General features: G+C 66.7%; 19 protein-coding genes. 17 read left to right on the top strand and 2 right to left on the bottom strand.

Annotation, left to right across the window (positions count from 1 at the left end; translation table 11 throughout):
• The first annotated feature begins 16 nt into the window (after positions 1-16).
• The 14 genes from BLW05_RS22970 to BLW05_RS22905 all read left to right on the top strand — a co-directional run bounded on the left by BLW05_RS22970 (position 17) and on the right by BLW05_RS22905 (position 15,946).
• Positions 17-1,495: a glycoside hydrolase family 5 protein gene (locus BLW05_RS22970; protein WP_093165876.1), complete on the top strand. Its 1,479-nt coding sequence runs from the start codon at positions 17-19 to the stop codon at positions 1,493-1,495.
• Positions 1,495-2,592, top strand: a complete 1,098-nt coding sequence (locus BLW05_RS22965; protein WP_093165875.1) for a Gfo/Idh/MocA family protein — start codon at positions 1,495-1,497, stop codon at positions 2,590-2,592. The genes BLW05_RS22970 and BLW05_RS22965 overlap by 1 nt, the downstream gene beginning before the upstream one ends.
• Before the next feature lie 31 nt (positions 2,593-2,623).
• Entirely contained in the window at positions 2,624-3,265 is a 642-nt protein-coding gene (locus BLW05_RS22960; RefSeq protein WP_093165874.1) for a ThuA domain-containing protein, read from the top strand.
• Between the two features lie 22 nt (positions 3,266-3,287).
• Positions 3,288-5,702 carry a glycoside hydrolase family 3 protein gene (locus tag BLW05_RS22955; RefSeq protein ID WP_093165873.1) on the top strand — a complete coding sequence of 805 codons (2,415 nt, stop codon included), beginning with the start codon at positions 3,288-3,290 and terminating at the stop codon, positions 5,700-5,702.
• An 8-nt stretch (positions 5,703-5,710) separates the two neighbouring features.
• A complete protein-coding gene (locus tag BLW05_RS22950) occupies positions 5,711-6,898 on the top strand; it encodes a fumarylacetoacetate hydrolase family protein (protein WP_093165872.1) in 1,188 nt (395 codons plus the stop codon).
• A 32-nt stretch (positions 6,899-6,930) separates the two neighbouring features.
• Entirely contained in the window at positions 6,931-7,695 is a 765-nt protein-coding gene (locus BLW05_RS22945; RefSeq protein WP_093165871.1) for a D-xylose 1-dehydrogenase, read from the top strand.
• A complete protein-coding gene (locus tag BLW05_RS22940; protein ID WP_093165870.1) occupies positions 7,692-9,476 on the top strand; it encodes an IlvD/Edd family dehydratase in 1,785 nt (594 codons plus the stop codon). The genes BLW05_RS22945 and BLW05_RS22940 overlap by 4 nt, the downstream gene beginning before the upstream one ends.
• A 44-nt stretch (positions 9,477-9,520) precedes the next feature.
• Positions 9,521-10,699 carry an amylo-alpha-1,6-glucosidase gene (locus tag BLW05_RS22935; RefSeq protein WP_093165934.1) on the top strand — a complete coding sequence of 393 codons (1,179 nt, stop codon included), beginning with the start codon at positions 9,521-9,523 and terminating at the stop codon, positions 10,697-10,699.
• A 72-nt stretch (positions 10,700-10,771) separates the two neighbouring features.
• Complete coding sequence (locus BLW05_RS22930; protein ID WP_093165869.1) at positions 10,772-11,206, top strand: hypothetical protein; 435 nt, start codon at positions 10,772-10,774, stop codon at positions 11,204-11,206.
• Positions 11,207-11,266: 60 nt separating this feature from the next.
• On the top strand, positions 11,267-11,779 hold the full coding sequence (locus tag BLW05_RS22925; protein WP_093165868.1) for a lipocalin-like domain-containing protein: 513 nt from the start codon (positions 11,267-11,269) through the stop codon (positions 11,777-11,779).
• 105 nt (positions 11,780-11,884) lie between these two features.
• Positions 11,885-12,571 (top strand): DUF3348 domain-containing protein, encoded by a 687-nt coding sequence (locus BLW05_RS22920; RefSeq protein WP_093165867.1) that lies wholly within the window; start codon positions 11,885-11,887, stop codon positions 12,569-12,571.
• A 9-nt stretch (positions 12,572-12,580) separates the two neighbouring features.
• Positions 12,581-14,671, top strand: a complete 2,091-nt coding sequence (locus BLW05_RS22915; RefSeq protein WP_093165866.1) for a DUF802 domain-containing protein — start codon at positions 12,581-12,583, stop codon at positions 14,669-14,671.
• Positions 14,671-15,318, top strand: coding sequence for an OmpA family protein (locus BLW05_RS22910; RefSeq protein WP_093165865.1), 648 nt, complete (start codon positions 14,671-14,673; stop codon positions 15,316-15,318). The genes BLW05_RS22915 and BLW05_RS22910 overlap by 1 nt, the downstream gene beginning before the upstream one ends.
• Positions 15,311-15,946: a DUF2894 domain-containing protein gene (locus tag BLW05_RS22905; RefSeq protein ID WP_256330452.1), complete on the top strand. Its 636-nt coding sequence runs from the start codon at positions 15,311-15,313 to the stop codon at positions 15,944-15,946. The genes BLW05_RS22910 and BLW05_RS22905 overlap by 8 nt, the downstream gene beginning before the upstream one ends.
• A 6-nt stretch (positions 15,947-15,952) precedes the next feature.
• Here the strand turns inward: BLW05_RS22905 and BLW05_RS22900 are convergent, their stop codons facing one another.
• On the bottom strand, positions 15,953-17,407 hold the full coding sequence (locus BLW05_RS22900; RefSeq protein ID WP_256330451.1) for a metal-dependent hydrolase family protein: 1,455 nt from the start codon (positions 17,405-17,407) through the stop codon (positions 15,953-15,955).
• A 117-nt stretch (positions 17,408-17,524) separates the two neighbouring features.
• Here BLW05_RS22900 and BLW05_RS22895 point away from each other — a divergent pair, with 117 nt between their 5' ends.
• The 3 genes from BLW05_RS22895 to aspA all read left to right on the top strand — a co-directional run bounded on the left by BLW05_RS22895 (position 17,525) and on the right by aspA (position 21,383).
• Positions 17,525-18,175, top strand: a complete 651-nt coding sequence (locus tag BLW05_RS22895; protein ID WP_093165862.1) for a dihydrofolate reductase family protein — start codon at positions 17,525-17,527, stop codon at positions 18,173-18,175.
• Positions 18,176-18,254: 79 nt separating this feature from the next.
• Positions 18,255-19,862 (top strand): MFS transporter, encoded by a 1,608-nt coding sequence (locus tag BLW05_RS22890; RefSeq protein ID WP_256330450.1) that lies wholly within the window; start codon positions 18,255-18,257, stop codon positions 19,860-19,862.
• A 99-nt stretch (positions 19,863-19,961) separates the two neighbouring features.
• Positions 19,962-21,383: an aspartate ammonia-lyase gene (gene aspA / locus BLW05_RS22885; protein WP_093165861.1), complete on the top strand. Its 1,422-nt coding sequence runs from the start codon at positions 19,962-19,964 to the stop codon at positions 21,381-21,383.
• 19 nt (positions 21,384-21,402) lie between these two features.
• On the opposite strand, the gene BLW05_RS22880 is transcribed toward aspA, so the two are convergent.
• Positions 21,403-22,497, bottom strand: coding sequence for a SphA family protein (locus BLW05_RS22880; RefSeq protein ID WP_093165860.1), 1,095 nt, complete (start codon positions 22,495-22,497; stop codon positions 21,403-21,405).
• Positions 22,498-22,602 lie beyond the last annotated feature (105 nt).

Genomic DNA, 22,602 nt, shown 5'->3' with positions numbered 1-22,602 from the left:
AACAGGAGCAGCACCAATGGATTTTCTGAGCGTGAAGGCCAACCAGATCGTCGACGCCCGAGGCAAGAGCGTGCGCCTCCGGGGCACCTGCGTCGGCGGCTGGATGAACATGGAGGACTTCATCAACGGGTTCTCCGGCGCGGAGCACACGCTGCGCTTCGAGATGGCCGAGGTCCTGGGCAAGTCGAAGGCCGAGTTCTTCTTCGAGCGGTTCCACGATCACTTCTTCAATGAGTCCGACATTGAATACCTCAAGAGCCTTGGCACCACGGTGGTCCGGCTCCCGCTGAACTACCGGCATTTCGAGGACGACAACAAGCCCTTCGTCTACAAGGAAGCCGGGTTCCAGCGGCTGACGCAGGTGCTGCGCTGGTGCGAGAAGCACGGCCTCTACGCCATCCTCGATCTCCACGCCGTCCAGGGCTGGCAGAACGTGCATTGGCATTCGGACAATGCCAACAGGCACAGCCTGTTCTGGAACCACTCGCACTACCAGGACCGGTTCGTTGCGCTGTGGAAGGAGATCGCGAGGCGCTACAAGGACGAGGCCGTCGTCGCGGGCTTCAACCTGATGAACGAGCCCTGCGTGAACAACCAGTTCGGCGACCTGCCCTGGAACATCCACAAGAACTACCGTCCGGACTGGGAGCTGATGAACACGGTCTACCGACGCGCCGTCGCCGCGGTGAGGGAGATCGATCCCAAGCACATCATCTTTCTCGAAGGCGATCGGTATTCCTACCTGTTCAGCGGCCTGGAAGCACCGTTCGCGGACAACCTCGTCTACAGCAGCCACAACTACACCATCGCGGGCTTCGGCCCGGGCCAGTACCCCGGCACGATCGATGCGGGACAGCCCCGAAGCGATGGCCCCGAGCACTGGGACCTGGCGAGGCAGGAACTTGAGTTCACGAACCACGAAGGCACCGTGTTCACGAAGAAGCACAGCGTTCCCCTGTGGGTCGGGGAGTTCGGATCGGTCTACAACGGCGGCGCCGCAGAGGTGCCCGACCGCCTGCGCGCCATGGACGACCAGATCGGCATCTTCGAGCGTCATGGCGCGCACTGGACCACCTGGACCTACAAGGACGTCGGCGTGATGGGCCTGGTGACCCTCGACCCCGAATCGGAGTACCAGCAGCGGGTTGGTGACTTCATCCGGAAGAAGGTTCAGCTCGGCGCCGACGACTGGATGGTGTGGATGCCCCAGACGCCAGTGAAGCAGGAAACCGGGAAGCTCGCGCAGCAGATCTACGACGTCATCGGCGACGACAGCATCACCCAGGTCTACAACCGCAAGTGCTTCAGCTCGGCGGTGCTCTGCTTCTACACCAGCGCGCTGATGCAGCAGACCTACGCCCGACTGTTCAAGGACTTGTCCGAATCGCAGATCGATCAGGTCCTCTCGTCGTTCTCGCTGAAGCAGTGCAAGGTGAACAACGAGCTCGCCGGCATCGTGAAGAAGTATTCCGCCTTCCCGGTGCAGGAGCACTGATGGACAAGGTGGGCATCGGCTTCATCGGCTGCGGGAATATCAGCGAGGCCTACCTGAAGGCCGCGACGAAGTTTCCCATCCTCGATATCCGGGGCGTCGCGGACCTGAAGCCGGAAGCGGCGCAGGCGCGTGCCTCGCAGTTCGGGCTCGAGGCGGTTTCGGTCGACGCGCTCCTGCGCGACCCGGCGATCGAGATCATCGTCAACCTGACGATCCCGGCGGCGCATGTCGAGGTCGGCCTGATGGCGATCGCCGCCGGAAAGCACGTGCATTCCGAGAAGCCCTTGGGCCTCACGACAGCCCACGCAAGAACGCTGCTCGAAGCGGCCGACAAGCGCGGCCTTCGCGTCGGTTGTGCGCCCGATACCTTTCTGGGTGGCGCGCATCAGACCTGCCGCAAGCTCGTCGATGAAGGCGCCATCGGCAAGCCAGTGGCCGGCACGGCGACTTTCATGTGCCCGGGCCACGAGCGGTGGCATCCGAATCCTGCCTTCTACTACGCCGAGGGCGGCGGGCCGATGCTCGACATGGGGCCGTACTACATCACGGCGCTGGTCAACCTCATCGGACCCGTCGCGCGCGTTTCGGGGTCGACCTCGCGTGTGCGCAGCGAGCGCCTCATCACCAGCGAACCGCTCAAGGGCACGAAGATCGACGTCGAAGTGGCCACCCATGTCGCCGGCACGATGGAGTTCGCTTCGGGCGCCATCGTGTCGATCGCGACCAGCTTCGACGTGCCGAAGCATCGGCATGTGCCCATCGAGCTCTACGGCACCGAGGCCAGCATGATCGTGCCCGATCCGAACTACTTCGGTGGCACCATCCAGCTCGCCCAGGCCGGGCAGGAGTGGGTGGACCAGCCCATCGGACATGCGTACGGAGACGGCAACTACCGAAGCATCGGCGTGGCCGACATGGCGCATGCGATCCGCGCCGGCCGTCCGCATCGCGCATCGGGCGAACTGGCCCTTCATGTCCTCGAAGTGATGGAGGCGTTCGAGACCTCGTCGCGACTCGGCCGGCACGTGAGCATCGAGACCCGACCGGCACGGCCACAGATCCTGCCGACCGCATTCTCGGCAGGCGGCCTCGGCTGACCCCATCGGTGAACTGAACAAAGGCAACTCAATGCGTGAAGCCATGATCGTGTGGGGCGGCTGGATGGGGCACGAGCCCGACCAGGGCGCGAAGATCGTCTCGGACATGTTGACGGAGCACGGCTTCAAGGTGCGTGTCGAGACCTCGACGAAGGCCTTCGCGGACCCGTCCATCGCGGAACTGAGCCTGATCGTCCCGATCATCACGATGTCGAAGATCGAAAAGGACGAACTCGCCAACCTGACCGGTGCGGTGCGCGAAGGTGTCGGCCTCGCAGGCTTTCATGGCGGGATGTGCGATGCCTTTCGCGACGCGGTCGACTACCAGTTCATGACAGGGGGCCAGTGGGTCGCCCATCCCGGCAACGTCATCGACTTCCGAGTCAACATCACCCGGCCGGACGACCCCGTGACGGCGGGCATCGGCGACTTCGACTATCGCTCGGAGCAGTACTACATGCACGTCGATCCGTCGAACGACGTGCTGGCGACGACGACATTCACTGGTGAGCACGCGCCGTGGATCGATGGCGTGCTGATGCCGGTGGCATGGAAGCGCCGCCACGGAAAAGGCCGGGTGTTCTATAGCGCGCTCGGCCATGTCGCCAGCGAGTTCCAGGTGCCCCAGATGCGCACGCTCCTCGAGCGCGGAATGCTCTGGGCGGCGCGCTGACACAACCCGACGACATCCCCCCATGACCTCTTCCACGCCCATCTACAAGGACCCCGCGCAGCCGTTGGCGGCGCGCGTGGACGACCTGCTCGGACGCATGACGCTCGAGGAAAAGATCGCCCAGATGCATGCCTTCTGGCTGATCCTGTCCGAGAGCGGCGAACACCGGGTGCGCCCCGGAGAGGCTTTCGTTGTCGCCAGCGACGCCGATTCGGTGCTGCGGCGCCTGGCCAACGGCATCGGACAGATCACCCGGCCTCTTGGCACGCGCAGTGTCGAGGCGGGCAGCGGATTGCGCGCGCTCAACAAGTTGCAGCGCTATCTGCGGAACGAGACACGCCTGGGCATTCCCGCGATCTCGCATGAAGAGTGCCTCGCAGGCATGATGACCCGCGACGGCACGCTGTTCCCGTCTCCGCTGGCCCTCGGCGCCACCTGGAATCCCGCGCTCGTCGAGCAAGTGGCGGAGAAGATCGGCTTCGAATGCCGGGAGCTGGGATGCCAGCAGGGACTGGCGCCCGTTCTCGACGTCTCGCGCGATGTGCGGTGGGGCCGCACGGAAGAAACCTTCGGCGAAGACCCCTACCTCGTCGGCGTCATGGCGACACGCTACGTTCGCGGCGTCCAGGGCCCGCGTCGGGACGTGCTCGCGACGCTGAAGCACTACGCGGGTCATTCGTTCAGCGAGGGCGCACGCAACCATGCGCCGGTGCATGTCGGCTGGCGCGAACTGAACGACACTTTCCTGCTTCCCTTCGAGATGGCCGTGAAGCAGGCCAACGCCGGCTCGGTGATGCCGGCCTACCACGACATCGACGGCGAGCCGGCGCACTGCTCGCACCACCTGCTGACCGAGGTGTTGCGCGAGCAATGGGGCTTCGACGGCCTGGTGGTGGCCGACTACGTAGGCGTGAGCCTGCTCTACCAGCACCACGCGGTGGCGGCGGATGCGACCGAAGCCGCGGCCCTGGCATTCAATGCGGGGCTGGATGTCGAGTTGCCTGCGGATGATTGCGCGCAGCACCTCGCCGCGGCGATCGAGCGCGGCCTGATCACGATGGCGACCGTCGATCGCATCGTCTCCCGGGTCCTCACGGAGAAGTTTCGCCTGGGGCTGTTCGAGAAGACCTTCGAGGACACCGCGGCGGCGCCCGCGCTGCGCACGCCCGAAGTCGTTGCGACGGCCCTCGAAGCGGCGCGCCAGGCGATCGTAGTGCTGGACAACCGGGGTGGCGTGCTGCCGCTCGGCACGGCCGGCACGCCACGGATCGCCGTCATCGGCCCCACGGCCGACGATCCGTTGGCCATGCTCAGCGGCTACAGCTACCCCGCGCATGTCGTGCTGCACAACCAGGTCGAAGACACCCGTCACATCGTGACGCCGCTGCAGGGCTTGCAGGCGATCTACGGCACAGACAGCGTGTGTTACGCGAAGGGCTGCTCGATCATCGAAGTGCGCAAGAAGGGAACCCCGGTGTTTCCGGGCGATGTGCGCGCGGAGGGCATCCAACCCACCTCGCCGGTTTCGCTTCGCACCGATGGAATTCCCGAGGCTGTCGACGTCGCCCGAAACGCAGATGTCGCGTTCGTCTTCGTCGGGGACCTCGCAGGCCTTTTTCAAACGGGCACGATCGGTGAAGGCTCCGACGCAGATTCGCTCGATCTGCCCGGCGTGCAGCAGCAGTTGCTCGAAGCCGTGGTCGATACCGGCACACCGACCGTGGTCGTGCTGACCAGCGGGCGCCCCTACAACCTCGGCGGACTGGAGGATCGCGTCGCAGCCTTCGTGATGGCGTTCGCCGGCGGCCAGCAGGGCGGCACCGCCATCGCCGAGGTCCTGTCGGGCCGCGCCGAGGCCACGGGCAGGCTGACCGTCTCCGTGCCGGACAACGTCGGCGCCATGCCTTACTACTACAACCACAAGTTCAAGAGCGGAGGAACACCGATCGCCCTGCACTTCGGCAGCCGGTATCCCTTCGGCCATGGCCTCGGCTACACGCGCTTCGAGTACCGCAATCTGGAAGTGCCCCTTTCTCCCGTCCCCATCGACGACGGCGAGATCGTGCTCAGCTTCGACGTCGCCAACACCGGCTCCCGCAAGGGAGTGGAGATCCCGCAGCTGTACGTGCGCGATCGCCTGGCCAGCGTCGTGCGACCCGTGCGCGAATTGAAGGCCTTCGGCCGCGTGGAACTGGACGCCGGCGAGGTCTCCCGGGTGACCTTCCGCGTACCGGTCGACATGCTGGCCTTCACCGGCATGGCCGGTGCGCGAATCATCGAGCCGGGCACGTTCGAGTTGGGGATCGGTGCATCGAGCGCCGACATCCGGCTGCGTGCGGAGGTCGATGTATCTGGCAGCACGCGCACGCTCGAACGGAAATGGCGCATGGAAAGCAGCTGCGAGATTCACCCCCTGTCTCCGGCATCCCACCTCTAGATCTACCAATGCAATCGAACCTCCTCAATTCATCGTTTCTCCCCACCGACGCTTCCGGCGCCTTGCTCGTCGGCCGGGTCTGGCGTGCAGGTCACGTCAACGGACCTTGCGTCGTGGTGGTTCGAGAAGGTCAGGTGGTGGACATCACTGCCTCGGCGCCCACGGTGTCCGACCTTCTCGAGCGGCATGACCTCCTGGAATTCGTGCGCAACTGCCCGGGAGAGCCCTTGGGTGAGGTCGCCGGGTGGCTGGACAAGGCCATGACGGCCTCTGGAGGGGCTGGCGCCGAGAAGCTCCTGGCACCGTGCGACCTCCAGGCCATCAAGGCATGCGGCGTCACCTTCGCCGTGAGCCTGCTGGAGCGCGTCATCGAGGAGCAGGCGGGCGGCGATTGGACCAAGGCCACACAGATCCGGCACGAGCTTCAGCGCACGATCGGATCGGACCTGTCGGCCATTCGACCCGGCTCGCCCGAGGCAGAAACGCTCAAGCGCGAACTCATCCGCCAGGGCACATGGTCCCAGTACATGGAAGTCGGAATCGGCCCCGATGCCGAAGTGTTCTCGAAGGCGCAGCCCATGTCGGCGGTCGGATTCGGCGAGGACGTCGGACTGCATCCCAGCTCGTCATGGAACAACCCCGAGCCCGAGATCGTGCTGGCCGTCAACAGCCGCTCGCAGATCGTCGGCGCCACGCTGGGCAACGACGTCAATCTCCGCGACGTCGAAGGCCGCAGTGCCCTCCTGCTTGGGAAGGCCAAGGACAACAACGGCTCCTGCGCCATCGGACCGTTCCTGCGGCTCTTCGACGAGACCTTCACGCTGGACACGATCCGCGCGGCCACCGTGAGCCTGACCATCGAAGGGCAGGACGACGGCTTCAGGCTCGAAGGAACCAGCCGCATGGCCGAGATCAGCCGCGACCCCGCCGATCTGGTGGGCCAGACCTGCGGCGCGCACCACCAGTATCCAGACGGCTTCTTCCTGTTCCTCGGCACGATGTTCTCCCCCATCCAGGACCGAGGGGCCGAGGGCAAGGGATTCACGCACCGCCTCGGCGATCGCGTGACGATCTCGACGCCGTCGCTGGGCGCGCTGGTCAATCGCGTGCAACGCTCCGACGCCATCGCGCCCTGGACGTTCGGCGTCCGGGCGCTCTATCGAAATCTCTCCTCCCGCGGCATCGCCGCTTCCTGAGGCACGGCCCCATCAACAAAAAGGACCCATCAATGTCTGCCATCTATCCGAGCCTCGCCGACAAGCGAGTCGTCATCACCGGCGGGGGCTCCGGCATCGGCGCGGCCATGGTCGAAGCTTTCGCCCGGCAAGGCGCCAAGGTGTTTTTCCTGGATATCGCCGACGAGGAAGGCCGGGCGCTTCAAGCGAAGCTCCGCGATGCCGCGCACCCGCCTGTCTTTCACCGGTGCGACCTGACCGACATCCAGGCTGTGCAGGCGACCTTCGCCGCGATCGAGGAAGCGGGAGGACCCATCAACGTCCTCATCAACAACGCGGCCAATGACGATCGACACGAGATCGATGCCGTCACAGCGGACTACTGGGATCAACGGATCGCCGTCAACCTCAGGCACCAGTTCTTCTGCGCACAAGCCGTGTCGAGCGGCATGCGCGCGGCGGGCGGCGGCGTGATCCTCAACCTCGGCTCCATCTCCTGGCACCTCGCGCTGGCCAGCCTGTCGATCTACATGACGGCCAAGGCGGGCATCGAGGGACTGACCAAGGGATTGGCACGCGACCTGGGCAGATTCAACATCCGCGTCAACTGCATTGTCCCGGGCGCGGTGCGCACGCCCCGCCAGATGAAGCTGTGGCAAACGCCCGAAAGCGAGGCGAACGTCGTGGCCGCGCAGTGCCTGCAGCAACGGATCGATCCCGCGCATGTCGCGGCGATGGCGCTCTTTCTCGCGTCGGACGATGCGGCCCGATGCTCCGGGCGCGAGTACTTCGTCGACGCAGGCTGGCACGGCGCATGACGGAAGGAACCCGCTCCGCCCGCCGGTTCCGATCGCAGGACTGGTTCGCCAACCCCGATCACATCGACATGACGGCGCTCTATCTCGAGCGCTTCATGAACTACGGCATCACGCCGGCGGAACTGCGCTCCGGCAAACCCATCATCGGGATCGCGCAATCCGGAAGCGACCTGAATCCGTGCAATCGCGTTCATCTCGAACTGGCCAAGCGCGTGCGCGACGGCATCCGCGACGCGGGAGGCATTCCGATGGAATTCCCCGTGCATCCGACCTTCGAGAACTGCAGGCGGCCGACCGCGGCCATCGACCGCAACCTGGCCTACATGGCCCTGGTCGAGATCCTGCACGGCTATCCGATCGACGCCGTCGTGCTGACGACGGGCTGCGACAAGTCGACGCCATCGCAGGTCATGGCTGCGGCGACCGTGGACATTCCCACGATCGTGTTGTCCGGCGGCCCGATGCTGGACGGCTGGTTCGAGGGTGAACTCGTGGGCTCGGGGGCCGCGATCTGGAAGAGCCGCAAGCTTCTGGCGGCCGGCCAGATCGACGAAGTCAAGTTCATGGATATCGCCACGGCATCGGCGCCTTCGGTGGGGCACTGCAACACCATGGGAACCGCTTCGACCATGAATGCGCTCGCGGAGGCGCTGGGCCTGTCATTGACGGGCTGCGCGGCGATTCCCGCGCCCTACCGTGAACGGGGGCAGATGGCCTATGAAACCGGTCGCCGCATCGTCGAACTGGCCTTCGAGGACCGGCGGCCCTCTTCGATCCTCACGCGGGACGCATTTCTCGATGCGATCGTCGTCAACGCCGCGATCGGCGGCTCCACCAACGCGCAGCCCCATCTCATGGCCATGGCGCGGCATGCCGGCGTGGACCTGCGTCCGAGCGACTGGACCGAGTTCGGCTTCGATGTGCCGCTGCTGCTGAACATGCAACCGGCGGGCAAGTACCTGGGCGAGGCTTTTCATCGCGCAGGCGGCGTGCCGGCGGTGATGTGGGAACTCCAGCAGGCGGGCTTGCTGCGCAGCACACGCCCGACGGTCACCGGCATGACGATGGAACAGAATCTCGAAGGCCGCCAAAGCGTGAACCGGGAAGTGATCCGCGAGTTCGCGCGCCCCCTCAAGGAGCGCGCCGGGTTCCTCGTCCTCAGCGGCAATCTGTTCGACTTCGCGATCATGAAGACGAGTGTGATCTCCCCGGAGTTCAAGGAGCGCTACCTGAGCCGTCCGGGCGCGGAGGGCCAGTTCGAGTGCCGCGCGATCGTCTTCGAGGACTCGGACGACTATCACGCTCGAATCAATGACCCGGCGCTCGCCATCGACGAGAACTGCATCCTCGTGATTCGCGGCGCGGGGCCCGTCGGCTGGCCAGGTTCCGCGGAAGTCGTGAACATGCAGCCGCCGGACGCGCTGCTCAAGCGCGGGATCACCAGTCTTCCCACTTTGGGGGATGGAAGGCAGTCAGGGACCTCCGACAGCCCGTCGATCCTCAACGCCTCGCCCGAGAGCGCCATCGGCGGTGGGCTGGCCTGGTTGTGCACCGGCGATGTCATCCGCATCGACCTGAACGCCGGGCAATGCAACATGCTGGTGTCCGACGAGGAGATCGCGCGACGCAAGGAAGAAGGCGTGCCGACGATCCGGCCGAGCCAGACGCCGTGGCAGGAGGTCTATCGCGCGACGGTCGGGCAACTCGAGTCGGGCGCCTGCATGGAACTGGCGGTCAAGTATCGCGGTGTGGCCGGCGATCAACCTCGGCACAATCATTGATGTTGCGGGCGCCATAGACGTGGTTGTCGGCAGCGCGACCGATCATGCCCACCCTCGCCCCCGCCGACCTCGCCCTCATCGATGCCTGTGCCCAGGGCTCGCTCGATCTCCTCGAACGCAATCTCACGCCTCACGGCATCCTCGCCGCCAGCCGCACCGAGGCGGCAGTGGCGCGTCGCTACACCCGCATCTTCGGGCGTGATGCGGCCATCTGCGTGATGGCGATGTGCGGCAGCGGCGTGCCCTCGCTCGAACAGGGCGCGGTCGCGAGCCTGGAAGCGCTCGCCGCGCAGCAAGCGCCCAACGGGCAGATACCGAAGTACGTCGACCCCGAAGGCCTCGACGCCGACTTCTGGTATCTCGGCTGCATCGACGCCACGCTGTGGTGGCTGATCGCGGTGGACCATGTGCGCCGCGCCGGCAGCGTCGATGCCTCGCATTGGCAGGACGGGGTCGATCGCGCGATCGGCTGGCTGCTCGCCCAGGAGCACCAGCACTTCCGGCTGCTGCAGCAGAACGAGGCCAGCGACTGGGCGGACATCATGCCGCGCTCGGGCTACGTGCTCTACACCAATGCGCTCTGGTACGAGGTCAAGCGCCGCTACGCGCTGGCGCAGGCCGAGGAGACGCAATACCACTTCAACCATCTCTTCAATCCCTTCCAGCGCGACCTGCCCGAGTACCACCGCGCGCGGCTGCTCGGGCACTACGCCCGGCGCGGGCGGCGCGATCCGGGGCTGTACCTGAGCTTCGTCAATCTCTCTGTCGTCGGCGACGAGGGCGATGTGTTCGGCAATCTGCTCGCGATGCACAGCGGCCTTGCCGACGACGCGATGTCGCACCGCATCGTCAACACGATCGCAGCGGCGCAGGTGGATGAGCCGTGGCCGGTGCGCGTGGTGCTGCATCCCCTCTCGCGCCAGCATGCGCTTTGGCGGCCGTACATGGCGCGGCACCAGCAGAACCTCATGCACCAGTACCACAACGGCGGCATCTGGCCGTTCGTGGGCGGCTACTGGGTGCTCGCGCTCGCCCGGCTGGGCCTGCGCGAGCAAGCCTGGCACGCGCTCGCCCGACTCGCGCGTGCGAACGCGCATGGCGACTGGCGCTTCACCGAATGGTTCCACGGCCGCACCCTCGAGCCGATGGGCATGGCCGGACAGAGCTGGAACGCCGCGACCTTCCTGCTCGCGCACAGCGCACTGCGCAACGGCCGGCGATAGACGCAGCCCCGCTTGAGGACGGCGGATCGTCCTACGCCGAGCACCCGGCACCTGGGCTTTGATGCGCTCACGATGAGCGCGCGTTCGCAGCAACTGGTCCTTCGGCTCCTGCAGGCACTGGCCTGCTCGCGCATCCAGTTCGGGTGCAAGCGCCTGTCGCCGAGGGTGTGGCACTACCCTGACCTGTCGTGCGACGAGCTCTGGCTGCGCATGACCCTGTATCAGGAACGGATCGACCAGCTTGCCAATGCGATGAACGTCGAAGAGCGCGCCCAGGTGCGGCTGGAGCGCGCGTTGTTCCTTCGCCTGCTCCTCGAAAGCGCGCCCGCGCGCCTCCAGGCCTGGAGCGACCAGGACGAGGTGGCCGACATGCCGCCGTCGCATCTGTTCGAGTGGGTGTCGCACGATGACGAGCGCCTGGAGCTCTCGGAACTCGAGGCCGCCATGACGCCCCAGGAAAGCGCCCGCTACGACAGTGCGATCAACGGGCTGCAGTGGCTGGATTGAGCGCTGCGGCGGCCGATTTCATTCGATAATTCCGCTCCCCTTCTGGACGGGAGAGTCGGCATGAATGGCAGGAACCTCTTTTGCACGGGGGCGGCGGCCGCGGCCTTCGCAAGTCTGCTGTCGGTGCCCGCTGGGTCGGCTTGGGCACAAGGTCAGCCGGATCTGGCCGGCACATGGATGCTGGTGTCGTCGGTCACCGAAAAGGACGGGGTGCGCACGGACCAATACGGCCCGGGGGCAACAGGCGCTCTGTCGCTGGATCCCGCGGGGCGGTTCATGCTCACCATCATCGGGCCGAACCTGCCGCGGTTCGCATCGGGCAGCCGGGCGTCCGGTTCGGCCGACGAGAACCGGGCCGTCGTCGCCGGCAGCATTGCGATGGTCGGCACATACGCCGTGAATCCCGCCGACAAGACGCTCACATTCAAGGTCGAACGCGCCACCTTCCCCAACTGGGACGGCACCGAACAGAAGCGCCTGTTGTCCGAGGTCAGCCAGGACGAACTGAAGTACGTCACCCCGACCGCGTCCAGCGGCGGGGTCGGCACCGTCACCTGGCGGCGCGCGAGGTAGCCGGCAAATCGGCGTCTGCGTTGCAGGTGCTTACCCTCGCCCTGCGCAGCCAGGCCCGTTCGGAGGGCCTCATCAGTTAGACTGCTGGGTTTTCCAGCTGGCGGTATGGTGCAAGAGTCAATGCGCAGGAGTTTGACCGGCTCGGCGCTCATTCGCTTGCTCGATCGACTGGCCGGCCCCGATGTTCGCGAATCCGGCGCATCCACGTCGGATCGGCTGAGCCAATGGTTCAGCTGGACGGACGCCATTTCGCTTTCCGCCGCGCTCGACGGCGTGCCCGTGGGCGCCGCGGGCGCATCCGGCGCGAAAACCTCGTCCACCGCCGAAGAAGGCGAATGCCACCGCGTGCGATCGGCGCTCGCGAAGGCCATCGCCGAGGACAGCGCCTTCGCCTCGCTGCAGGCGCGCTCGGAAGCGAATGACGCCGAGGCCGATTTCTCGCCCTACCGCCAGCGCTACCAGGCCCGGCAGCAGGCGATCGAGGCCGGCGTCGGCGCGTTGCGCGGCAAGCTGCGATCGCGGCTCGCGATCCGGTCGCCCGCCATGGCGAAGCTCGCCGCAGTGGACGTGGTGATGGAACAGGTGCTGGGCGCGCGCGAGCGCAGCCTGCTGTCGACCGTGCCCAAGGTGCTCGAAAAGCACTTCGGACGGCTGCGCCAGGATGCCCAATCCGAGGGCAGTGGCGCATGGCTCGACATCTTCCGGCGTGACGCACGCGACGTGCTGCTCGCCGAACTGGATTTTCGATTTCAACCCGTCGAAGGGCTGCTCGACGCCCTTCGCATGAAGTAACCCCCATTCATGAACAGATCTTTTCTTCATGCCGTCCTCGTGGCCGGCCTGGCCGCCGTGGGCTGGGTGGGCCTGGGCTATGTCGGCTCGAACGCGCTGGCGCTGGCCGTCATCGTGCTGATCGCCGCGTTCTACGTCATCGGTGCGTTGGAACTGCATCGCTTCCAGCAGGCGACTTCGTCGCTGGTGCAGGCCACCGCGCGCGTCGACGATGCGCCACCGAGCCTCGCCAACTGGCTCGACACCCTCCATCCCTCGCTGCGCAACGCGGTGCGCCTGCGCGTCGAGGGCGAGCGCGTGGGCCTGCCCGGTCCGGCGCTGACGCCCTATATCGTGGGCCTGCTGGTGCTGCTCGGGATGCTGGGCACCTTCGTCGGCATGGTCGTCACGCTCAAGGGCACCGGGATGGCGCTCGACAGCGCGACCGATCTCGACGCGGTACGCGCATCGCTCTCCGCACCGGTGAAGGGCCTGGGACTGGCCTTCGGCACTTCGGTCGCAGGCGTGGCCGCCTCGGCGATGCTGGGCCTCGCCTCGGCGCTGTGCCGGCGCGAACGGCTGCGTGCCGGGCAATTGCTCGACACGCGCATCGCAACCAGCCTGCGCGTGCATTCGCTGGCGCACCAGCGCGAGGAATCGTTCAGGCTGCTGCAGCAGCAGTCGCAGGTGATGCCCGATCTCGTCCGCCAGTTGCACGCGGTGATGACGACGATGGAGCAGCAGAGCGTGGCGATCAGCGAACGCCTCGCCGCGAGCCAGGATCACTTCCACACACGCGCCGAGGCCGCCTATGCCGGCTTGGCCGCGTCGGTCGGCCAATCGCTGCAGCAGAGCCTCACCGAAAGCGCACGCATCGCGGGCGCAACCATCCAGCCGGTGGTCGAGACGACGATGGCCGGCATCGCGCGCGAGACTGCTTCGCTGCATGACAAGGTCGCGGGCGCGGTGCAGTTGCAGCTCGAAGGGCTCTCTGGCCGCTTCGAAACGATGACCACGCACGTGGCCGACACATGGCAGACCGCGCTCGTGACGCACCAGCGCACGAACGAAGCGCTCTCCACCGACCTGCGCGGCACGCTCGGCCAGTTCGCCGAGACCTTCGAGCAGCGTTCGGCCTCGCTGGTCGCAGACATCGCCGCGCGCCTTGAAAGCACCGTCGGCAGCGTCTCCGGCACCTGGGGCGGCGCACTGGCACAGCACGAGCGCACGAGCGAGAAGCTCTCCGCGGACACGCAACAGGCACTCGCCGCCGCCGCCGCGACCTTCGAGCAGCACTCGGCAGCTCTCCTGGCCCAGGTCGACCAGTCGCACGCGAGTCTTCAGGCCGAGCTCGCCTCGCGCGACGAGCAGCGTCTGTCGGCATGGAGCCAGTCGCTGGCGTCCATGGCCACCGGCCTGCAGCGGGAATGGCAGCAAGCCGGCGAACACGCCGCTGCGCAGCAGCAGCAACTCAGCGAAGCCATGGCGCAGACCGCGCGCGACATTGCCGCGCAGTCCGAAGCGCACGCGACCCACACCATGGCCGAGACGGCCCGCCTGCTGCAAGCGGCATCAGATGCGCCGAAGGCTGCCGCCGAGGTGGTGGCCGAATTGCGCCAGAAACTCTCAGACAGCATGGCGCGCGACAACGCGATGCTGGAAGAACGCAGCCACATCCTCGAAACGCTCAAGACCCTGCTCGACGCGGTGAACCATGCGTCCACCGAACAGCGCGGCGCCATCGATGCGCTGGTCGCTTCCTCGGCCGACCTGCTGGAGCGCGTTGGCAACCGCTTCACGGAACAGCTCGAGGTCGAGACCGGCAAGATGGGCGAGGTCGCTGCGCAGCTCACCGGCAGCGCGGTCGAAGTGGCCAGCCTCGGCGAGGCCTTCGGCCATGCGGTCGGTCTCTTCAGCGAGTCGAACGACAAGCTGGTCGGCCATCTGCAGCGCATCGAGGCGGCGCTCGGAAAATCCATCGCGCGCAGCGACGAGCAGCTCGCCTACTACGTCGCGCAGGCACGCGAGGTGATCGACCTGAGCATCATGTCGCAGAAGCAGGTGGTCGAAGACCTGCAGCAGATCGCGAACCGCCAGGCCACCGCAGGCAGCGAAGCGTGATGCACGACGAGCTCGACGCCGGCCTCGAGCCGGAGGTGCCGGTCTGGGCGGTGTTCGGCGACCTGATGGCCGGCCTGCTCGGCGCCTTCGTGCTGATCCTCGTGTGCGCGATCGGCATGCAGCTCGATCTCACGTCGAAACTGCAGGACGAGGTGCAGAAGCGCCGCATCGAGGCGCAGCGCCGCGAGGCGCTCGAGAAGGCCCTCGAAGGCCCGCTCGCCGCCGGCCGCGTGACGCTGAAGAATGGTCGCATCGGCATCAGCGGCAGCGTGCTGTTCGCGGTCAGCTCGGCCGACCTGCAGCCCGAAGGCCGCCAGTTGCTCAGAAGCTTGGCCGGACCGCTGGCCGCCTACCTGCGCGCGCGTGACGAAATCCTGATGGTCAGCGGCTTCACCGACGACCGCCAGGTGCGCGGCGGCAGCAAGCAGTTCGCGGACAACTGGGAGCTCTCGGCGCAACGCGCGTTGACGGTGACGCGCACGCTCATCGAGGAAGGGCTTCCGTCGTCGTCTGTGTTCGCCGCGGCTTTCGGGTCCGAGCAGGCGGTGGCGTCCAACGCCGATGCGGAAGGCCGCGCACGCAACCGCCGCGTGGAGATGGCGCCGACACCGCGGCCTTCGAACAACATCGCAGGACGTCGTGAGTAACGAAGCACCGGCCGGCCCCGACGCCGCCATCGAGGCCTGGCGCCAGCGCGGCGACCACCGCTTCGATCCGGTGCGCTTTCACTTCATCGAAGCGCTTGCGCGTCGTGCAGCCTTGCATGAGGGCGCTGCCCGTCGTCTGCTGGATGAACGGCTGCAGACACACATGGCGGCGTATGCCGAGGCGCTTCAAAAGTCCCGCGAGACATCGGGCGCCGCGCCGAACGACGAGCCACCGCCGACTGGGCGCAGCGCGCTCGCAGAGCTGGTGGAGCACCTCGGGCAGCACGCATCAGCCCTCTCTGCCGCCACCGCTGCGTCGCCCGTTCCTTCGGGCGAATTGAAGACGCTCAGCTACTTCAGGAGCACCTGGTCGCGCCTGAGCGCAGATCGCCGGCTCCATCAATCGCTGGCCAAGGTGCCGGAGAACGCGGGGCCGCTCAACTCGCATCACCTCGTGCACCGCGCACTTACGCTGATGCGGGACCTGTCGCCGGAATACCTCAACAAGTTCATGTCCTACGTCGACGGGCTCCTGTGGCTAGCCGACGCCGACGCGCGCGGCCCTGCCGCCGCGAGCGCTCAAGGCGCCGAAACCGGCAGGAAGAGCGGGCGCGGCAAGGCCCGCTGAGATCGATCAGCCCTTCAGGGTGTTCTTGTGCACCTTGCCGTCCTTCATGATGACCATGAGGCTCGTCTCCGGCGTGGCGAGCAAGGCGAGGTTGTCCAAGGGGTTGCCATCGACCAGCAGCAGGTCTGCATAGGCCCCCTCCTCCAGCACGCCGAGCTTGCCCGGATAGGGATTGCGCGGCCCCGAGAGGGCCATCAGCTGCGCGTTGGTCGAGGTCGCCATCGCGAGGACCTCGCTGTTCGAATACCAGCGCGAGAGGTGGTTGAGCATGATGCCCTGCCGCTGCGCCAGCGCGGCTGAGAACAGCATGTCGGAGCCGAAGGCGGTCTTGATCTTGTACTTCTTCGCGAGCTTGTAGAGGCCGTCCGTGGCCCCGAAGACCTGCTGCGCGGAGACGAGGTTGGGGCCGGTCAGCCGCCCGGTGTCCTCATCGGACAGGAAGGGCTGGGTACTGAGCCACACGCCCTTGTCGGCCATCAGCCTGGCGGTCGCGTCGTCCATCAGGTGCGCATGCTCGACACAACCGGCGCCCGCGTTGATCGCGCGCTGCACCGTGTTCGACGCGTAGGCGTGCACCGTGATGTAGGTGTTCCAGTCCTTCGCCGTTTCTGCGGCGGCGCGCACCTCGGCTTCGCTCAGGGTCGTCAGGTCCAGCGGGGTGCGCGGCGACGAGACGCCGCCGCCGCCCACGATCTTGACCTGCGATGCACCCTGCGTGAGCTGCTCGCGCACGCGCATGCGGATCTCGTCGGGGCCGTCGACGATCGCGGCCGCGCCGGTTCGCTCCGTGAAACTCTGGACGCCCGGCGTGCGGGGCACATCCGACAGCGGACGCAGGTCGCCGTGGCCGCCACTGCCGGTGATCATCGCGCCGCACGGATAGATGCGCGGCCCCGGGATCAGTCCTTCATCGATCGCCTGCTTGAACGCGAACACCGGCCCGCCCAGATCCCGCACGGTGGTGAAGCCGCGGAGCAGCGTTCGCTCGGCCTCCGCGCTGCCGGCGAGGTGGATGTAGCCGATATTGCCCTGGAGCAGCACCGGCAGCGGCAGGGCCGCGAACAGGGAGTGCCAGTGCGCATCGATCATCCCCGGCATCATCACGCGGCCCTTGCAGTCGATGAGCTGTGCGCCTTCGGGCGTCGCGGGCGTGCCGCTGGCGATCGACTTGATGCGGTTGCCTTCGACGAACACATGCAACCCGTCGCGGAGGTTGGCGGAGCGGCCGTCGAAAAGGCGAACGTTGGTAAACAGGGTCGACCGTGGCGGCGGCGGTGTCTGCGCCTTGGCCTTGAATGGAAATCCCAGCGCGGCGACCGATGCGGCCATGCCGGCGACGAAGCCGCGGCGAGTGAGTTCTGCGTTGATGCGGCTGGTCAGTGAATGGATCTCCGGTCGATGGCACAGGCACACGGCGCGCCGGATGACCGTGTCGCCGGTGAGGGATGAGCATGCGTACAAGACAGGACTCCTTGCAGATCGAATCGACTGCGCGCATGGTGTCCCGGCGCACGGAGCCATGTCAACCGGATCGAAGTAGCGGTTGCGGTGCGTGCAGGTGCCTGCAAGAATCGCCCGATGTCCAAACTACGTGTCCAAAGCTTCTCCATCTCGCTCGATGGCTTCGGCGCAGGCCCGGCGCAGGACCTGCAGAACCCGCTCGGGGTTCGCGGGCCGGAGCTGATGGAATGGGTCTTCCCCACGCGCATGTTTCGAACGATGCACGGCGGCGGCGAGGACGGCGAGACCGGCATCGACAACACGATGGCCGAGGAAGGCTTCTCGAACCTGGGCGCATGGATCCTCGGGCGCAACATGTTCGGCCCGGTGCGCGGCCCCTGGCCCGACGACAGCTGGAAAGGCTGGTGGGGCGACGAGCCGCCATATCACACGCCCGTCTTCGTTCTCACCCATCATCCGCGGCCGCCGCTCGCGATGAAAGGCGGCACCGAGTTCCGCTTCGTCACCGAAGGCATTCATGTGGCACTCGCGCAGGCGAAGGCAGCGGCGGGCGGGCGCGATGTGCGCCTGGGCGGTGGCGTTTCAACCGTCCGCCAATACCTGCAGGCGGGGTTGATCGACGAGCTGCATCTTGCGGTGCGGCCGGTGCTGATGGGGTCGGGCGAGAACCTGTACCAGGGTCTCGACCTGCATGCGCTCGGCTACGAATGCCATCGCAGCGTGGCGGGCGAGCGCGCCACGCACGTGTTCCTGCGCAAGCGGGCCTGATGCGGCTGTCCGCCGGGCGACTCCGCCCGCTGGCGCCGCACGCTGATAATGGCCGCCGCCCGCCGATGGATTCCCGCGCTTGAACACACCCGCTGCCACCGCCACGTCCGCGCCGTCCATCTGGAGTCCCCTGAAGACCGGGTCCTTTCGTGGGCTCTGGACGGCAGGCAGCCTCTTCTTCGTCGGCAACGCCATGCTCAACATGGCCGCCTCGTGGCTGATGATCGAGGTCACCGGCTCGTCGTTTCTGTCGGCGCTGGTGCAGACGGCCTCCTTTCTTCCGATGTTCCTGCTGTCGCTGCCGGCGGGCGTGCTGGCCGACACCACGCATCGCCGCAAGCTGATGTTGCGCGTGCAGGGCATCTACGCGGCCGCCGCCCTGTTGCTGACCGCGCTCGCGTTCGCAGGGTGGGCCGGGCCGACGACGCTGCTCTTCTTCACCTTCCTGCTCGGCGTGTGCACCGCACTGCAGTCGCCGTCGTGGAACTCGGCGGTCAGCGATGCGGTGGGCCGCAAGCAGTTGCCGCAGGCCATCACGCTGATCTCGATGTCCTTCAACGGCGCACGCGCGGTCGGGCCGGCACTCGCGGGGCTGATCTTCGCGTGGACCGGCGGCGGCGCGGTGTTCGCGATCGCGGTGCTCACCGCCGTCGGCATGAGCTACGCCACCCGCCGCTGGCCGCCCGCGCCGCCCACGGTCGGCAAGCTGCCGGCGGAACGGCTCTGGGGCGGCATGCTCAGCGCGCTGCGCTACGCGCGCCATTCGCCGGCGATCTTCGCGCAGCTCGTGCGAACCGCCACCTACGCGGGCCTCGGTTCGGCGCTGTGGGCGCTGCTGCCGGTGATCGCGCAGCAGAGGCTCGATCTCGGCGCGGCGGGCTTCGGCCTGCTGATGGCGTGCCTGGGCAGCGGCGCGGTCGCGGCAGGTTTCTTCGTCGGGCGCATGCGTTCGCGCTATGGGCTCGACACGCTTGCGATGGCCTGCTGCGTGATCTTCGCCAGCGCCATGCTGGTGGGTGCGCTGGTGACGTGGCGTCCCCTGGTGTACGTGACCTTCGTGATCGGCGGCGCGGCATGGATGACGATGATGTCGACCTTCAACGCCGCCACGCAGACCAGCGCATCGCCCTGGGTGCGCGCTCGGGCAGCGTCGATGCACACCTTGTGCTCGCTCGGCTCCTTTGCGCTCGGCTCGGCGTTGTGGGGGGCGGTTTCCAGCCTGCTGGGCTTGCCGGCCGCGCTGTGTCTTGCCGCCGCCGGCATGCTCGCGAGCGTAGCGCTCGCCAGGCCCTATCCGCTGCGCATGGGCGCGGACGACGAAGTCACGCAGGTCGCGCAGTCGGACGAACTCTCGCTCGCGAACGAGCCCGAGTTCGAAGCCGGCCCCGTCGCGGTCGAAGTGGTCTACTGCATCCGCGAAGCCGATGCTGCGCGCTTCCTCGATGCGGTGCGGCTTCTCGCGGTGCCGCGCCGGCGCGACGGCGCGACCTTCTGGCGCATCTACCGCGATCTCGGCGATCCGACGCGCTATGTCGAGCGCTTCATCGTCACCTCCTGGGCCGACTACCTGCGCCAGCGTTCGCGCGCCACCGTGGCGAGCACGGAACTCGAAGCCGCCGCCCGCAGCTTCCAGGTCGGAGGCGAAGCAGTGGTCACGCGACACTACCTCGCCGAACGCAGCTCCTGAGCGGAAGAAGAGGCATTGGCCAGCGCGCACGCCGCGCGCTACGATGGCTGCGGTCTCGTCGCATTCCGCTTCATTCCATCCGCGAAACCAGGAGGAGACATGAGCAACGTACGGATCGAACACGACCTGCTCGGCGACCGCGAAGTCCCGGACGACGCCTACTACGGCGTCCATACGCTGCGGGCCAAGGAAAACTTCCAGATCACCGGCACGACCATTTCGGCCTACCCCGACCTGATCGGCGCGCTGGCCTCGGTCAAGCAGGCGGCCGCGGAAGCCAACACCGGGCTCGGCCTGCTGGACCCCGGCCTGCGAGATGCGATCGTGGCCGCATGCCGCGAGATCCGGCGCGGGTCGCTGCACGACCAGTTCGTGGTCGACGTGATCCAGGGCGGCGCGGGCACGTCCACCAACATGAACGCGAACGAGGTGATCTGCAACCGCGCACTTGAAATCCTCGGCCACCAGCGCGGCGAGTACCAGTACCTGCATCCGAACGAGCACGTCAACATGGCGCAGAGCACCAACGACGTGTACCCGACCGCGATCCGCATCGCGACCTGCTTTGCGATCGAGCGGCTGCTCAAGGCCATGGAATACCTGCGCGCCGCGTTCGCCGCGAAGGCCGAGGAGTTCGCGCACCTGCTGAAGATCGGCCGCACGCAGTTGCAGGACGCGGTGCCCATGACGCTGGGCCAGGAGTTCTCGACCTATGCGGTGATGATCGAGGAGGACATCGCGCGCCTGACCGAAGCCTCGGCCCTGATCCGCGAGATCAACCTCGGCGCGACCGCGATCGGCACCGGCATCACGGCGCATCCGGACTACGCCGGCAAGGCGCTGGCCGCGCTGTGCGACATCACCGGGCTGGACCTTTCGACCGCACCGAACCTCATCGAGGCCACGCAGGACTGCGGCGCTTTCGTACAACTGTCGGGCGTGCTCAAGCGCATCGCGGTGAAGCTGTCGAAGACCTGCAACGACCTGCGGCTGCTGTCGAGCGGCCCACGCGCGGGGTTCGGCGAGATCAACCTGCCGCCGATGCAGGCCGGCTCGTCGATCATGCCGGGCAAGGTGAATCCGGTGATCCCCGAAGTGGTGAACCAGGTCGCTTTCGAAGTGTTCGGCAACGACGTCACCGTGACCTTCGCAGCCGAGGCCGGACAGCTCCAGCTCAACGCCTTCGAGCCGATCATCGCCAACGCCCTGTTCCGCAGCTTCAAGCACGTGACCAATGCGTGCATGACGCTGGCCGATCTCTGCGTGAAGGGCATCACCGCCAACCCGGCAAAGCTCGAGGAAAGCATCGAGCGCTCGATCGCGCTGGTGACCGCGCTCAATCCGATCATCGGCTACAAGCAAGCGACCGAGGTTGCCGCAGAGGCCTTCGCGAACGGGACGAACGTGCGCGAGGTGGTGCTCAAGCGCAAGCTGATGACCGAAGAGGCGCTGAACGAGGCATTGCGCCACGAGGTGCTGACGCGTCCGCACGTGTACGAATCCGCGCGGCGCACACCCTGAGGCCCTGCGCGGTCAGTCATCAGAACTTGTAAGCGGCCTTGAACCACACACGGTCGGCCTGCGGCAGGTTCCTGGACTGGAACTCGTGGTGCCAGTGCAGGTTGATCGTCCAGTGCGGATACAGGAACCATTCGACGGTCGGCCCGATGCCGCTGACCTGCGCCCGGTTGCCGACGCCGTTGTTGAAGAGGTCCGGCTGCGGGTCCGCGGCGGAGAACACGGGCACGCCGTATCGCGTGTCGTCCGTGATCTGCCGGTAGTAGTAGCCGGAGATGCCGGCCTTCGTGGTGGCGTTGAACCACTGCATCAGCCCGAAGCTCACGAAGAACTCGTCGCCATTGCGGTAGTGGGTGTCGTTGTTGGTGCCGTTGCGCAGGTAGTTGAACAGCACCGAGGCTTCGAGGCCCGCGCCGAAGCCCTCTTGTTTGGCTTTGTCGAAGTAGGTCACTCCGAGCTGTGGCGCCCAGCTGTTGTAGTTGCGACCGATGTTCTGCGCCCGATTGCGGTCGTAGCTGCCGGTCTTCACATAGAAGTTCAGCGGGTTTGCGGTCATCGACCATGGTGGGTGTTCACCGAATTTCCAGCCGAGGAACAGCGGGAAGATGGCGGTATCGCCAAAGCTGGTCACGGAGTTCGAACCCAGATCGCGGAAAGGCGACAACCCGAGCGCCGCGAACACGGGTACGGTCGCATTGAGGTCCACGTGCTGTTCGCCGTACAGGAAGGTGGCGCCGAAGCCCAGCGTGTCGCTGCCCAGGAAAGAGATCGCGGTCTCGGTCTGCTTGAAGAGGGTGAGCTGCGCGTAAGTGCCCGTCGCATCCAGATTCACCGGGCCACGGGTGCCGGGTGTGCCCGGTGGAACGCCGTAGGGCGCAAGCGAGGGGCCGAAGTTGGCGTAAGCGCGATTGCCGTCCTGGTCGTTGTACCGCGTCGTCCGGTACTCCAGCAGATCGAGCCGCACATAGAAACCGGGGTCGAACACCGCGCCGTGCAGCGAGTCGGTGAACCCGAGCGCGGCATGAGTCGCGGCTTTTTCAAGCGCCCACGCGGCGCCGGCACATGCGGCGAGCGCCGCTGCCGCGACGCAAGGACGAGCGAACTTCCAGGCTTGCATGGCGTTCTCCTCCTCGTGGAGTCGCAGATTGTGCTTGCGGCCGGACCGCTTTGGAAACCACCCGCCCTTGGAGGAACGGGCTCCCTCATCCAACCGTAGGAGGCG

It is taken from the genome of Variovorax sp. YR216, from assembly GCF_900107745.1.
In the GTDB taxonomy this organism is placed as follows: domain Bacteria; phylum Pseudomonadota; class Gammaproteobacteria; order Burkholderiales; family Burkholderiaceae_C; genus Variovorax.
This window is presented reverse-complemented; position numbering and strand designations above follow the sequence as displayed.

Excerpts from the sequence above, each read along its gene's own strand:
- BLW05_RS22920 (WP_093165867.1), top strand. The coding sequence starts at position 11,885 with ATGGTGCAAGAGTCAATGCGCAGGAGTTTGACCGGCTCGGCGCTCATT.
- BLW05_RS22880 (WP_093165860.1), bottom strand. The coding sequence starts at position 22,497 with ATGCAAGCCTGGAAGTTCGCTCGTCCTTGCGTCGCGGCAGCGGCGCTC.
- BLW05_RS22960 (WP_093165874.1), top strand. The coding sequence starts at position 2,624 with ATGCGTGAAGCCATGATCGTGTGGGGCGGCTGGATGGGGCACGAGCCC.
- BLW05_RS22955 (WP_093165873.1), top strand. The coding sequence starts at position 3,288 with ATGACCTCTTCCACGCCCATCTACAAGGACCCCGCGCAGCCGTTGGCG.
- aspA (WP_093165861.1), top strand. The coding sequence starts at position 19,962 with ATGAGCAACGTACGGATCGAACACGACCTGCTCGGCGACCGCGAAGTC.
- BLW05_RS22910 (WP_093165865.1), top strand. The coding sequence starts at position 14,671 with ATGCACGACGAGCTCGACGCCGGCCTCGAGCCGGAGGTGCCGGTCTGG.
- BLW05_RS22895 (WP_093165862.1), top strand. The coding sequence starts at position 17,525 with ATGTCCAAACTACGTGTCCAAAGCTTCTCCATCTCGCTCGATGGCTTC.
- BLW05_RS22945 (WP_093165871.1), top strand. The coding sequence starts at position 6,931 with ATGTCTGCCATCTATCCGAGCCTCGCCGACAAGCGAGTCGTCATCACC.
- BLW05_RS22965 (WP_093165875.1), top strand. The coding sequence starts at position 1,495 with ATGGACAAGGTGGGCATCGGCTTCATCGGCTGCGGGAATATCAGCGAG.
- BLW05_RS22930 (WP_093165869.1), top strand. The coding sequence starts at position 10,772 with ATGAGCGCGCGTTCGCAGCAACTGGTCCTTCGGCTCCTGCAGGCACTG.
- BLW05_RS22940 (WP_093165870.1), top strand. The coding sequence starts at position 7,692 with ATGACGGAAGGAACCCGCTCCGCCCGCCGGTTCCGATCGCAGGACTGG.
- BLW05_RS22935 (WP_093165934.1), top strand. The coding sequence starts at position 9,521 with ATGCCCACCCTCGCCCCCGCCGACCTCGCCCTCATCGATGCCTGTGCC.
- BLW05_RS22925 (WP_093165868.1), top strand. The coding sequence starts at position 11,267 with ATGAATGGCAGGAACCTCTTTTGCACGGGGGCGGCGGCCGCGGCCTTC.
- BLW05_RS22970 (WP_093165876.1), top strand. The coding sequence starts at position 17 with ATGGATTTTCTGAGCGTGAAGGCCAACCAGATCGTCGACGCCCGAGGC.
- BLW05_RS22950 (WP_093165872.1), top strand. The coding sequence starts at position 5,711 with ATGCAATCGAACCTCCTCAATTCATCGTTTCTCCCCACCGACGCTTCC.
- BLW05_RS22915 (WP_093165866.1), top strand. The coding sequence starts at position 12,581 with ATGAACAGATCTTTTCTTCATGCCGTCCTCGTGGCCGGCCTGGCCGCC.